At 58.5% G+C, this 12969-nt stretch carries 7 protein-coding genes; 5 read left to right on the top strand and 2 right to left on the bottom strand.

Annotation, left to right across the window (positions count from 1 at the left end):
• Positions 1-15 precede the first annotated feature (15 nt).
• Positions 16-1158: a dGTP triphosphohydrolase gene (dgt, locus tag HDF12_RS14830; protein ID WP_179584599.1), complete on the top strand. Its 1143-nt coding sequence runs from the start codon at positions 16-18 to the stop codon at positions 1156-1158.
• Positions 1159-1219: 61 nt separating this feature from the next.
• Positions 1220-1849 (top strand): DUF4126 domain-containing protein, encoded by a 630-nt coding sequence (locus HDF12_RS14825; RefSeq protein WP_179584597.1) that lies wholly within the window; start codon positions 1220-1222, stop codon positions 1847-1849.
• A gap of 463 nt (positions 1850-2312) precedes the next feature.
• Here HDF12_RS14825 and HDF12_RS14820 read toward each other — a convergent pair whose 3' ends face one another.
• The gene (locus HDF12_RS14820) at positions 2313-3215 is read right to left on the bottom strand and encodes a M23 family metallopeptidase (RefSeq protein WP_179584595.1); all 903 of its coding nucleotides are present in this window, start codon (positions 3213-3215) and stop codon (positions 2313-2315) included.
• Positions 3216-3343: 128 nt separating this feature from the next.
• On the opposite strand from HDF12_RS14820, the gene HDF12_RS14815 reads away from it, so the two are divergent.
• From HDF12_RS14815 to HDF12_RS14805, 3 genes are all read left to right on the top strand, one after another.
• The gene (locus tag HDF12_RS14815) at positions 3344-5041 is read left to right on the top strand and encodes a 30S ribosomal protein S1 (RefSeq protein WP_179584593.1); all 1698 of its coding nucleotides are present in this window, start codon (positions 3344-3346) and stop codon (positions 5039-5041) included.
• 147 nt (positions 5042-5188) lie between these two features.
• On the top strand, positions 5189-5506 hold the full coding sequence (locus HDF12_RS14810) for a hypothetical protein (protein ID WP_179584590.1): 318 nt from the start codon (positions 5189-5191) through the stop codon (positions 5504-5506).
• A 46-nt stretch (positions 5507-5552) separates the two neighbouring features.
• Positions 5553-8288 (top strand): TonB-dependent receptor, encoded by a 2736-nt coding sequence (locus HDF12_RS14805; protein WP_179584588.1) that lies wholly within the window; start codon positions 5553-5555, stop codon positions 8286-8288.
• A 71-nt stretch (positions 8289-8359) separates the two neighbouring features.
• Here HDF12_RS14805 and HDF12_RS14800 read toward each other — a convergent pair whose 3' ends face one another.
• A complete protein-coding gene (locus HDF12_RS14800; protein ID WP_179584586.1) occupies positions 8360-12859 on the bottom strand; it encodes a glucoamylase family protein in 4500 nt (1499 codons plus the stop codon).
• Between the last annotated feature and the right edge of the window lie 110 nt (positions 12860-12969).

Below are 12969 nucleotides of genomic sequence, written 5' to 3'. Positions count from 1 at the left end.
ACACTAGAGTTGACTATGGCAATCGATCTTCATCGCTGCGCGGTCGTTGCCGATCCGGGCGATCTGCTGCTGACTCGTGTGTACCCTGCACCTTTTCGGCCTTCGCGGACGCCGTTTCAGCGGGACCGGGAGCGGATTGTGCAGGCTCGCGCGTTCCGGCGACTCGCAGGGAAGACCCAGGTCTTTACCAGTCGTTCGTCGGATCACTTTCGCAGCCGGCTGACTCATACCATTGAGGTCGCGCAGATTGCACGTGCGGTCGCGGCTGCGCTCGGTCTGCATGAAGATCTGGCCGAGACGCTGGCATTGGTTCATGACATCGGACATCCTCCGTTCGGGCATGCCGGGGAGCGCGCGCTTGACCGGTGCCTGAAGAGGCATGGCAGCGGTTTCGACCATAACATCCATGCACTGCGCATCGTCGATCACTTTGAGCAGCGGTACGCGGCGCATCGTGGGTTGAATCTGACGCTGGGTGTTCGCGAGGGCATCATCAAGCACTCGCGTGACTACAGCTTCGAGAAGCATCCCGACCTGGTCGGCTTGCTGCTCGATCAACGACCTCCACTCGAGGCGCAGTTGATCGATCTGGCCGATGAGATCGCTTATCTTACGGCGGATCTGGATGACGGCGTCGAATCGGGGCTGCTTGAGATCGGCCACATCTGTGAGCATGTGGAGATCGTTGCGCGCTGCTATAAGACGGTTGAGCGAGAACATGCTGGTGTTGATGAGAAGTTTCTGTTCAACGAAGCGTTGCAGCTTATGCAGAACATTCTCACCGACGACCTGATTGAAAACACCGCTCGAAACACGCTGGCGATTGAAGCGGAATCGCTGGCCGATGTTCGCAAACACGCCAGCCGGCTCGCGCTGTTTTCACCTGCAGTGGAAGCGCAGCGTCTTCAGGAGAAGCAATATCTTTACGACACTCTTTACACCTGTCCGGCGCTCGAACATGAGCACGATAAGGCAGAAGAGGTGGTCACGGCGTTGTTTGACTACTGGATCAACGATCCGGAGGAGCTGCCGGTGAGCCACTTCGAAGCGGTGGAGAATCAGGGGCTGGCTCGCGTGGTGGCCGACTACATCGCCGGGATGACGGACAGCTTCATTCTGCTGCAGTATGCGCAGATCAAGCGGGCTGTTCGCCGGTAGAGCACCGGACGATTAATAAATGTGAGCCGCTGCTTTCCATAGGCGGTACACTTTCAGCCAAATGACCTTCAGTCCGGCTAATATCACGGCGCTGGTGATTGCTGCCAGCTTTGCGGCTGGTCTGAATATCTATGCCACCGTACTGACGCTCGGACTGCTTGCGCGTACGCAGTGGGTTGCATTGCCTCCTGGGCTGGATTCGTTGGGGCACACCTGGGTTCTGGTGGCGTGCGGGATCATGTTTGCGATCGAGTTCGTAGCGGACAAGATTCCGGCGGTTGATCTGGTCTGGAACGCTTTGCATACGGTAGTTCGCATTCCTATCGCTGCACTGGTGGCTTATCACGCGAGCTCGCAGTTGTCGCCGCAGATGCAGATACTGGCGACAGCGATAGGCGCTGCGGTGGCGCTGGCGGCGCATGGGTCGAAGACTGCGCTGCGTGCTGCGGTGACGCCAAGCCCGGAGCCGGTATCGAATATTGCGCTGAGCTCTTCGGAAGATGTGGTTGCGGTTGGGCTGACTTGGTTTGCGACGCATCATCCGATGATTGCGGCTTCGGCTGCTTTGATCTGTCTGGCGGCTGCGCTTCTGGCCGCGCGAGCGCTGCTTCGGGCGATACAGAAACCGCTGCGCCGGTTGTTCGGTACTGATCTTGAAGAAAGCCGGAGTCAGGTGAAGCCGCTTCCATGAGGGGTACCCCCTCCCCCATTACCCATCTCAACCTGCTTGTTTTCAGCGGTTTGCATTTTTTTGCTTCCTGCAAACTGTTCATTACAAATGAGTTATAGGCAAATTATTCTTATCAAAGGAGTTACCGTCCGGTGGGTCTGTGGACGCGAAAAAGCCCCAGGGTTGGCTGGGGCTTTTTCTTGTCTATGTCTAGTATAGCAATCTAGGTGGAACTGATACGCCACGGGTAAGTTGTTTATTTTTAGTTATTTATGGGGTTTGGGGGCTTGACAGGTTTTTTAGGGGCGGTTAGTGAGTTTGGGGCGACATGAGGCGGCTGTGAAATTGCCGAAGGACAAAACGAAATACGGGGGTCTCTCCACTGCGCCGTTCACGATGAGACCGTGAACGGCTTCGGTCGAGATGACGATGTTTACTCAGCAAATGCAAATGCGACAACTCCAAAACTAAGTGCGGGTGCGGATTAGTGGGCGTTGGGCATTTGCAGTTCGAATAGTTTGGCGGGGTCGATGTAGGTGCCTTGCCAGCGGACGCCGAGGTGGAGGTGGGGGCCGGTGGCGCGGCCTGAGGCTCCGCTGAGTGCAATGATCTGGCCGCGACGGATGCGGCGGCCTACGGCGACTTCGATCTTCGAGAGGTGCATGTAGACGCTCATGAGTCCGAGGCCGTGATCGATGACGATGCAGCCGCCTTCGAAGTAGAGCGGACGGGCGAGAACGACGCGGCCGGAGTTGATGGCGGCGACCGGTGTGTGCAGCTTCGCGTGGTAGTCGAGGCCGTGATGGACGCTGGCTACCTTTCCGTTGAAGAGACGTTGGTTGCCGAAGGAGTCGGACTCGGGCGCGAGTGGGAGAGGTGGAAGAAAGTTACTGGACCATAGCCGTGTGGGGGAGGAGCTTGCGAAGGCTTTGTTTTTCACGATCTGGTCTGCGGCGATTTGTTTGAGGGCTTTGGGATTGGGTTCGACGAATTTGTCAGGAACGGTGAGAGGCACCTGGAGATAGGGCGCGGTCTCAATGGTCAGTTGCTGGTGGAGTGTCTGGTGGGTTCCATCTTTGAGAGTGGCTTCGACAGCGAGGGGATAGCTGCCTGGTGCGAGTTCGACGTCGACGCCGGCGAGGGCGAACCATGTGCGGTGATCGGAGTCGGAAAAGAAGAGGATGCGGTGAGTCTGCCAATCACCAGTGACGGAGAGCGCTTCGTTTGGGAGTGAGACTGTGATGAGGTAAGGCGAGCCGTTCATCAAGGGAGCGGGGGAGACCTGGATAGCGTTGTCGTCGCGCTTGTTGGCGCAGTGAGCTACAGGCGCGAGGGAGAGAAGCGTTGCGGCGGTGAGGATAAGAATTCGTTCGAACGCACGGAGCATGAGATGTGAGTGTAATGGGAGAAAGCGGATTGGTGGTGAGGCAAATTGTTGCCAGGGGCGTGTGGGGCCGGAGATGTTGTCGCGGTGATATTCTAGCCAGAATCAGTAGGAATGAGGCCTTAGTTTCCATGTCAAACCCCAGTGCACCAGAGCCCACATCGTTCGAATCCCCTGAAACCTTAGAGTCCACCGAATCGTTTGACGCGATTCTTTCGCAGTTTGAGCGAACCCATTCGCGACGGTCTGCTGAGGGCGGAAAGCAGATCGCGGGAACAGTGGTTGCGGTGTCGGCTGATTCTGTTTTCGTCGATATTGGGTATAAGACCGAGGGCGTGCTGCCGCTGGCTCTGTTTCAGAGTGCGGGCGAGACGGTTGAAGTGGGGAGCAAGCTGTCGGTTTCGGTGAAGGGGCGCAACGAAGAGGGATATTACGAGCTGTCTCGGATGCGGGTGGAGCAGCCGAAGGATTGGAGCGCGCTGGAGCAGGCGTTTGCGGATAAGTCGGTGATTGCGGGGACGGTGACGGGTGTGGTGAAGGGCGGCCTGACGGTGGATGTGGGCGTGAGGGCGTTTATGCCGGGGTCGCGAAGTGGGGCGCGCGATGCGGCGGAGATGGAGAAGCTGGTGGGGCAGGAGATTCGCTGCCGGATCATCAAGCTGGATGTTGCGGAGGAGGACCTGGTTGTCGATCGGCGGGCGGTGGCGGAGGAGGAAGATCGTTCGACCAAGGAACGGCGGTTCGGGGAGATCAATGAGGGTGATGTGGTGTCGGGCACGGTGCGGAGTCTGATGGACTATGGGGCGTTTGTGGATATCGGTGGAGTGGATGGGTTGCTGCACATCAGCGATATTGCGTGGGCGCGGGTGGAGAAGCCGGCAGATGTGTTGACGGTGGGGCAACAGATTGACGCGAAGGTACTGAAGGTCGAGGCGGCGGGGAAGAGGATTTCGCTGGGGATGAAGCAGTTGTTGGCGCATCCGTGGGACGCGGTGGCAGGGAAGTATGCGGCGGGCGAGCGGGTGCGTGGTGCGGTGACGCGAGTGACTGATTTTGGCGCGTTTGTGGAGCTGGAGCCGGGCATTGAGGGGATGGTGCATATCTCGGAGATGTCGTGGGTGAAGAAGGTGAGGAAGCCAGGGGACCTGGTAAAGCCGGGGGACGTGGTTGATGTGATGATTCTTGGCGTGAGTGCGGCGGAGAGGCGGATGTCGCTGGGGTTGAAGCAGACGCTGGGCGATCCGTGGGTGGACGCTGCGGAGAAGTTTTCGGTGGGCTCGCAGGTGGAGGGGCCGGTCACGAGCTTTACGAAGTTCGGCGCGTTTGTGCAGCTGACGGAGGGTGTTGAGGGGATGATTCACGTCAGCGAGATCAGCGCGGAGAAGAGGCTTGAGCGGCCGCAGGATGTGCTGCGCGTTGGGCAGGTGGTGAAGGCTAAGCTGCTCGATTTCGATATGGAGAAGAGGCAGATCAAGCTGAGTATGAAGCAGCTTGTGCCGACGGGTTTGGATGAGTATATCGCTGAGCACAACGAAGGGGATGTAGTGACGGGGCGGCTGATCGAGGTTTTGGGGGAGCAGGGGACGGTGGAGCTGGGCGAGGGGATTCGCGCGAGGGCGCGGCTGGTTGCAGAGGCTGCGGCGAAGAAAGAGACGAAGTCGGCAGGGGTTGATCTGTCGTCGTTCAGCTCGATGCTGGCGGCGCGGTGGAAGAATGGACCGAGCGCTGCCGAGACGAAGGCGGAGCCGGTTCGAGCGGGGCAGATTCGGAGCTTTCGGATAACGTTGCTGGATCGCGAGGCGAAGAAGGTCGGCGTGCAGCTGGTCTAAAGATATCAAGAATAAATTCGCAGTAGCGAAAATGCGCGATTGTCCTTAGTTTTCAATGAAGTGCAGTGCCTCGTGGTGTTTTAGATGGTTTGGACGCGGGTTTGCGGCGCTTTTACGCGTAAGATACTGCGCTATATTAGATTTATCGTGTTCAGCCTGAGGCCAAAGACGAATACGCAGGGCTCGTGGAGGATCTTCCTCGCGCTGCTTTGTGTATTGCTGGTTTTGGCGACCGGAACGATTCAGGCTGTTCACTCCCACCCAGTTGATGACATCTCGCATGCGGACTGTGCGCTCTGCGTTACAGCTCACGTTGCTGTAGAAGTTGCTCAGCCGCCGGTGACGCTGTTTGTCGCTTCTGTTGTATCAGCGACAGAGGTCTTTGATCCGCTGACGCGGACGAAGACTTTCTCGACGTTTGCACTCTTCACCCGACCCCCACCAGTCGACGCTTATCTCTCGTAGGTTTGCGTTTACAAGCGAGTAACTGAACAATTCAGGGGGTCATGATATGCACTCGTCTTCGCGTCGTGCCGTATATATTTTAGTTTTCCTTTTTTCCATTCTCGCGTCCGTCTCGACGCTCTTGGCGCAGTCCAACTCAGGGATCGTCAGTGGAACCGTAACCGATCCCATTGGCGCCGTGATCCCAGGTGCGGTCGTTTCAATCTCAAATCCTATCAGCGGCTACTCCCGTTCGGCGTCGACCGATTCGGCCGGGCACTTCCAATTTACAAATCTCCCCTTAAACTCGTATCACTTGACGGCAACTGCTAATGGGTTCGCTTCTGTTGCGCAGGATGCCCATATAACTTCGTCGATCCCTGTGACCATGACAATCGCTCTGAAGGTCGAGGGATCGTCAACCACTGTGACCGTTGAGGCGGAAGACCTGGTGAGCAATGACCCGCTCGCACACACCAATGTGGACCGGAACTTGTTCAACAGGCTGCCGCTGGAGAGCCAGTCTTCTTCACTCAGCTCGCTCGTGACCCTAGCCTCGCCGGGTGTCGCGGCCGATTCCAACGGCCTCTTCCACGGTCTTGGCGATCACGCCTCGAACTCGTTTTCCATTGACGGACAGCCGATCACCGATCAGCAGAGCAAGGTGTTCTCCAATCAGATCCCGTCGAATGCGATCCAATCGATTGAGGCGATTCCTGGAGCCCCGACCGCCGAATACGGTGGCAAGACCAGCCTCATCATTAATGTGACTACACGCTCCGGCCAGGGTTCGACCACTCCGCATGGAAGCGTAACCTCCTCCTATGGATCGTTCGGCTCCGCGACAGGGGGCTTCGATCTCTCCTACGGCGGCACGAACTGGGGGAACTTCTTTGAGGTGGACGGGCTGAACACCGGCCGTTTTCTTGATGGCCCCGAGTATGCCGTCTTTCACGACAAGGGCAACGAACTCAACTTCTTCGATCGCGTCGACCGCAGCTTCACGCCGAAGGATTCGATACACCTCAACTTCAACTACACGCGTTCTTGGTTTCAGACGCCGAACACCTTCGACAACCTGAACGTTCAGAATGTGATCAGTGGAGGCTCTACCAGCAGTCCTGTGTTTGGCAGCGTAGGAAATACCGATCAGCGCGCGAAGATTCAGACCTTCGACATCGCGCCGCTCTACACCCATCTGATCGGCTCGAACGCGATCTTCAACTTCGGCGGCTTCGTTCGGAGAGACGGTTTCGACTACTACCCGAGCAATAACCCCTTTGCGGATCTTGGTCCAATCCAGAGCCAGACGATCAGCCAGAACCGAAGCCTGCTGAACGCCGGCGTCCGGTCCGACTACTCCGTTCAGTATGGTAGAAACAACATCAAGATCGGTGCTCTTTATCAGCAGACATTTCTGCGGGAGAGAGATCCGATCGCCGTGATCAACTCCACGTTCAATTCGCCGTGCGTTGATGGCAGCGGCAACCCTCTTCCCGGCTTTACAGATCCCGGACAGTGTGCGGCGGCGGGTGCCTTTTCCAATGCTCCCTCAGTCGGGGGAACCTTCAATCCGGTCCTGCTTCCCTTCGACCTTACCCGCGGCGGCACAAGCTTCAACTACTTCGGTCACACCGACATCAAAGAGCTTGCGCTGTACGTTCAGGATCAGATCAAGGCGGGCAACTGGCTCTTCAACGTCGGCATTCGCGGGGATCTGTACAACGGGTTAGCTGTTGCGCGGCAGGCGGAGCCTCGTCTTGGCATATCCTACAGCGTAAAACAGACTGGAACTGTGCTTCGTGTCTCCTATGCTCGGACACTGGAGTCACCGTTCAATGAAAATCTTGTGCTTTCGAGTCAAGGTTGCGCGAGTGACATTCTGGCTCCTCTGCTCAACTGCCAGGGGGGATCGAACGTCGTGACGCCGGGATATCGGAACGAGTTTCATGCGGGATTCCAGCAGGGCTTCGGAAAGAACTTCGTCGTCGGCGGCGACTACATCTGGAAGTACACGCATAGCGCGTTCGACTTCTCCATCCTCGGCAACACGCCCATCTTCTTCCCCATTGACTGGCACAACTCGAAGATCCCGGGCTTTGTGATCCACGCTGATCTCCCGAACTATCACAACTTCTCTGCCTTCGTCTCGATGTCTTCGGTCGCTGCACGTTTCTTCCCGCCTCAGAGCGCAGGTGCGGGAGCCACTGTGGGACAGAGCGGGTATCCGTTCCGCATCGACCATGATGAGAAGTTCAACCAGACGACCCATGTTCAATATCAGGTTCCCGGCAAACGTGGCCCTTGGGTCGGCTTCAACTGGAGATACGATAGCGGCCTCAACGCGGCTTCTACCCCTTGCTACAACATCACTGACCCTAACAGCCACTGCGCGAGCGTTTCGACAACTCTCAATGGTCAGCCGGCAATCGATCTTAGCGGGTTTACCGCAGATCAGGAGTTCGAAGCCGGACTCTCCTGCAATGGTGTAAAAGCTACGCCCACAACGCCGCTGCCGACGCCTTGCCTCGCCACGCAACTTACATCTAGCCTCCTCTCAATCCCAGCGCCAGGAACTGAAAATGACGATAAGAACCCCTCGCGGGTAAAACCCCGCAGCCTCTTCGACGCTTCAATCGGTGAGGACAATCTGTTCGGCGGTGACAAACACCGGGTGAGCCTCCGCCTGACGGCTGTTAACCTCGCCAACAAGGTCGCGCTGTACAACTTCCTTTCAACCTTCAGCGGTACGCACTACGTTACGCCGCGCGCTTTGACGGCGGAGGTAGGCTTCCACTTCTAACGGAGGCATGCAACAAAGGAAGATCGGCAGTGGGATTGAATCCACTGCCGATCTTTGTTGAGTTGCTGAGTTTACTCTGCTGCCTGTAACTTTGATTGCTTCTCAAGATCCTTGAGTGTTTCCTTGCTCAGGGCTTTTTCGTGGAGGAGGAGTTCTGCTGCGCGGACGCGAGGCGTGCCGTGGAACCACTCCTGCACGATGTTGTTCTTGAGCAGGTTGGTAACGGCGAGCAGGCACATGCCCTGATGATGGGCCATCCAGGAGCGAACCAGTTCAGGTTGATTGCCCTGGGTGTAGTCGGCCGCTTCGTAGAAGCCGTAGGCGCCCATCCAATCCATCGATGCCATGCGGCGAAGATTTGCAATGGAGTCTTTGCGAAGAAGAGGCATGGCGAGGAAGCTGGAGTAGGGTGATATGACAGGACCGTCTTCGGCTCCGTACTTCAGCGCGAGCTTTGGAATGCCCCAGGCCTGGTAGCCGTATCGGCCTTGCGGATCTTTTTTGGAGAAGCCTGACTCGGAGATTCCCCATGGGATGCTGCGGACGTGATCTTTTTGTATGCGAACGGCGGATTCGAGAGAGCGTGCGATGAGGGTGTCGGGGAAGGTGCGCATCCATAGTGACGGCATCATGTACTCGAACATGGTTCCGGTCCAGGAGAGGAGAGCGGCACGTCCGTTGACCAGGACGTGAGAGCGGTCGAGGCGGAACCAGGATTGCTGAGGGATGTCGCCTTTGGCGACGGCGATGAAGGATGCGATGCGGGCCTCTGAGGCCAGGAGATCGTAGCAGGAGGAGTAGAGTTCGTGGGTGATGCCGTCGTAGCCGATGGAGAGGAGTTGGCGGGCTTCGACGAGGAGGAATCCGTACTCCATGGCGTCGGCGTGGCGCTCTGCCTCGGCGGCGATTTTCGTGATGTCGGATTTCAGCTGTTCGAGACGCTGCTTTGTGGCGGGGAGGAGAGCCAAAAGTTCGGCGGCTGCGGTGGCGAGCGCGGAGTCCTTTGGCAGGTCGCGGGATGTTCCGGTAAGTTTTGATTCCAATTCTGTTACGTATTCGGCTGCGTCGAGGAGCGTCGGAATTGCTTTGTGTTCGGAGCCGTCAAGTTGAGGTGGGACAAAGAGCGATTCGAAGCGGGGAAGGAGCCAGGGAGTGTACTGTTCGGCGAATTGAGACAACGCCGCGAGACGGCTTGAGATCTCGTTGGCGAACCATTGTTTGCTGTCCTGACTCTGGTTCGGCGGAGGGTTGTCTGTGGGTTTGGTTTGTTGGGCGATGGATCGAAGATGCGATCTGATGGCGGATGAAGGAGTTTCTGCGGGCGTGAGGGTGATTGTCGTTTTGACGGGTGGTTGCTGTGTTTGTTTCAGGCCTGCGAAGGTCTCTGGGGCGAGTAGTGGGCGCTTGAGAAGATCGAGGGCACCGGTGCGGAGGGTGTAGAGAGAGGCAGCGAGATTGCCACTGTCGACTGCGGAGACGATGTGCGGTGGGATAGGGCGGAGGGTCTCGATGTCATACCAGTTGTAGATGTGGCCGCGTTGTTTCTCAAGGCTGTCGTAAGTGTTGAGGGTTCCCAATGTAGCCTGGGCAAACTCTGGGAGTGTGGTGAAGCCGAACTCGTACGCGGCCTGGCGAGCATTGAAGAGCATGCCGAGGTTTGTAGGCGAAAGCTTCCGGATCTGAAGAGTGTTTTGTTCTTCGACGTTGTCGGGGATGAGCCAGTGATTTTTTTCGTCGCCGAAGTCGTGAAAGTAGCGCCAGATGTGGAGCGCCTGCTGCTGCAGGAAGTGGGTGTCTTCTGAGGTGAGGGGGCCCTCCTCGCGACGAGGCGGCGAGTTCAGCCAGATGGCTACGAGGGGCGCTATGGTCCAGAGAAGAAGAACTGGGGAGGCTGCTACGAGAGACCGGATGTTGTGGAAGGCGAGGGCGAGGGCTATGAGGACGGCCGCGACGGGGGAGAGTTGGAGGTAGATGTCGAGGGGCGTTCGGGATTTGCCGGATTCGGCTTGCGCGGCGGTCTCCCACTCGAGCATGTGTTTACCTGATACCAACGTGCGGCTGAGAGAGCGGACGATGGCGTCGATGGCGAGGAACATGTGGTGGGGTAGGAAGGTGAGGTTGAGCATCGTGAAGCCGAAGGAGGTGGCGAAGGTGAAGACGCCCTCGCGTGCGCCGACGAAGCTGAATTTCAGCAGGGCTCTGCCGAGGTTGAAGCCGAGTTGCACGAGGACTGGAAGGAGGAGGAGGACTAAGCCGGCGATGGTCCAGTAGAGTGCGCCGCCAGGGAGCATGAACCAGCCGAGGAGGAAGAGCAGGAAGGTGACTGGTTCGACGAGGCTGCGGCGGAGGTTGTCGAAGATCTTCCAGCGCGAGACGGTGTTGATGGGGTTGGGAACGGACTTACCGGATTCGTCGGGGACCTGGGCGAAGAGCCAGCGTGCAATCTGCCAGTCGCCGCGGACCCAGCGATGCTTGCGGCGGGTGTGGGCGGAGTAGTGGGAGGGGTAGTCGTCGATGATTTCGATGTCGGTGACAAGACCGGCGCGGGCGTAGGAGCCTTCGATGAGGTCGTGCGAGAGGAGAGCGTTGCGGGGGAAGCGGCGGTCGAGGACTTCGTGGAGGATGGCGACTTCGAAGATGCCCTTGCCGGCGAAGATGCCTTCGCCAAAGAGATCCTGATAGACGTCGGAGACGGCGCGGGTGTAGATGTCGAAGCCGGTCTCGCCAGAGTAGAGGGATGCGAGGCGGGAGCGCGATGCCGAGGCGACGCTGACGCCGACGCGTGGTTGCAGGATGCCGTAGCCCTGGGTGACGATGCGAGTGCGCGGGTTGACGATGGCCTGATTGAGCGGGTGCGCCATGGTTCCGACCATGCGGGCAGCAGTGCCGCGTGGGAGCTGCGTGTCGGAGTCGAGGGTGATGACGTAACGGACGTGATGAAGGGCGTCGAGCGGACCGGCCTTGAGGGGGAAACTGTCGAATTCGTTCAGCAGGAATTTATTGAGGTCGAGGAGCTTGCCGCGCTTTCGCTCCCATCCCATCCAGACGCCCTGGCGCGAGTTGAAGACGCGGTAACGGTGGAGGAGGAAGAAGGCTCCGCCTTTGGTGCGCGGGTATTTTTCGTTGAGATGATCGACGCACTGGACGGCGAGTTTGGCGAGAGGGTTGGAGTCTTCGTCGAGGGGGCGAGCCTTGGTGTCGGGAAGATCGGTGAGGAGACCGAAGTGGATGTTGGGATCCTGGTTGGAGAGGTAGCGGGCTTCAAGTTCGTCGAAGAGTTCGCGGACTTGGATCTCGTTGAGCAGGAGAGTGGGGACGACGACGAGGGTGATGGCGTCGTCGGGGACGCCTTTGGAGAGGTCGATCTTCGGGAGAGACTCCGCGTGCATGAGTGCGGTGATTGTGTTGTTGATGAGGTCTACGCCGCCCTGGGTTGCGGGGAGCAGAGCAAGCAGGAGTGCTCCCATGACGGGCCAGAAGGCGTGGTGCGGAACCAGGGGAGCGATGATGGCTACGATGAGAAGACAAGAAAGCGTGAAGATGCCGAGGATGTAGAAGTCTTCGTTGTAGCGGCGCAGAAAGCGGCGGATCTGTTCGATGGGCGGGGGATGGTACCCGATGCGTTGGCTCAGCGCGGGCAGGCCTTCGGCGAAGAGATAGTAGCCGATGTGCCTGGTTCTGAGGGCGAGGCGAGGATCGTGGTCGGAGGCTGCTGCAGCTTCGCGTGCCAGGTTGAGGGCGATCTTCGCGGTTTCGACTTCGCTGGCGTCGGCGTAGTGAGCCAGTTCAGCTACACGCATGTGGTAGTTGTGGCGGGTTTCGTCCTCCATGCGTGCGAAGACGGAGGCGGGATCTTCGCGGAGAATGGAATCGAAGGCAATGAGGGGCTCGAGGACGTTGCGCCACTCGAACTGATTGAGCCTGCGCATGCTGTGGAGGATGGCGGAGAAGGGAGATTGCTCGATAGGTGGCAGCGGGCCTGCGGCGAAGGCCTCTTCGGCGCGGTCCAGAATGTATTCGAGCTGTGCGAGCTTGAGGGCCTGGGGGAGGACTGTAATCTCTTCGAGCAGGAGCGCGTCACGCTGCTGGGCTTGGTTGACGTAGACGGTGAGGGACTCGTCGGACCAGATGCCGCGGGCTGCGACGAGGTATCCCTCGGTGAGGTTGATCGCTCGTGGCAACTCGCTTTCTTTGTCGACACGCACGTGGGGAAGAGAGGCGAAGGTTTCGGCGGTGTTGTCTCCTGCGATGAGCGCGGACTCCAGCATGCGGGTGCTTTCGAGGAGTTCGAGTTCGGGGGTGAGTTCGTGGATGGAAGCGGTTTTTTTGCAGGTGCGAAGGACCTCGGTAAGGCGCTGCTTGAGGCTTTCGAGTCGCTTCGAGAGGCCGTCCGATTTTGTGCTGGCCGGCACCATCTCCCACTGGCGGCTCATGGCATCGGCGCGCTGTCTCAGCTCTGCGTCTGAGACAGAGGGCTTTTCGGGAAGACCCGCAGTCGGCATCTCCAGGGCCGGAGCAGTGGGTGGCAGAGCGTGTTCTGCGGTGACCGGATTCTCTGAAGACGGTGCCATGGAGCCTTTCTCAAACCGTTCTCCCGCCGCGGCGGGTGCTGAGTGCGATTATCTGCTTGTGCTGACTTATCTGCTGGTGGCGATGTGTCCGCTGGTGCTGACTGGATGAG

The organism is Tunturiibacter gelidiferens (genome assembly GCF_013410115.1).
Lineage (GTDB): Bacteria > Acidobacteriota > Terriglobia > Terriglobales > Acidobacteriaceae > Edaphobacter > Edaphobacter gelidiferens.
This window is presented reverse-complemented; position numbering and strand designations above follow the sequence as displayed.

What these genes read in the sequence shown, in the direction of transcription:
- HDF12_RS14805 (WP_179584588.1), top strand. Translation starts at nt 5,553, where the DNA reads ATGCACTCGTCTTCGCGTCGTGCCGTATATATTTTAGTTTTCCTTTTT.
- HDF12_RS14800 (WP_179584586.1), bottom strand. Translation starts at nt 12,859, where the DNA reads ATGGCACCGTCTTCAGAGAATCCGGTCACCGCAGAACACGCTCTGCCA.
- HDF12_RS14820 (WP_179584595.1), bottom strand. Translation starts at nt 3,215, where the DNA reads ATGCTCCGTGCGTTCGAACGAATTCTTATCCTCACCGCCGCAACGCTT.
- HDF12_RS14815 (WP_179584593.1), top strand. Translation starts at nt 3,344, where the DNA reads ATGTCAAACCCCAGTGCACCAGAGCCCACATCGTTCGAATCCCCTGAA.
- dgt (WP_179584599.1), top strand. Translation starts at nt 16, where the DNA reads ATGGCAATCGATCTTCATCGCTGCGCGGTCGTTGCCGATCCGGGCGAT.
- HDF12_RS14825 (WP_179584597.1), top strand. Translation starts at nt 1,220, where the DNA reads ATGACCTTCAGTCCGGCTAATATCACGGCGCTGGTGATTGCTGCCAGC.